Here is a 306-nt window from a genome sequence, read left to right as displayed (position 1 = left end):
AACGGGCTATTCAGGACGCCACCCAGCGTCAGGGTCAGGGCAAGAAGCGATAGGGTTTTCATTCAGGATGTTCCTCGATTGGTCTGCTGAGCGGGCCGCGCGTGGCAGCCCGGCGTGTTTTCAATGCCCGGCATGGCCACCGGGTTTGCGTACCTGCACGCCTACCGGCGCCTCGACCGGCCGCTCGAGCGGCATCGACTGACCGCCGCCGTCATGCACGCGTCTCAGCTCGGCCAGGGCGCCTGTCCACTCGTAGGCCTGCGAACCAGGCGGATGCCTGAACCAGCCCGGATTGCGGTAATCACC

At 65.7% G+C, this 306-nt stretch carries 1 protein-coding gene; it reads right to left on the bottom strand.

The annotated features are described in order from the left end of the window. Positions 1–120: 120 nt before the first annotated feature. Positions 121–306: hypothetical protein (locus J0A65_RS26925; RefSeq protein ID WP_206597224.1), on the bottom strand; the 186-nt coding region annotated here is incomplete at its 5' end.

The sequence above is a fragment of the Bowmanella yangjiangensis genome (assembly GCF_017255015.1).
Classification (GTDB): domain Bacteria; phylum Pseudomonadota; class Gammaproteobacteria; order Enterobacterales; family Alteromonadaceae; genus Bowmanella; species Bowmanella yangjiangensis.
This window is presented reverse-complemented; position numbering and strand designations above follow the sequence as displayed.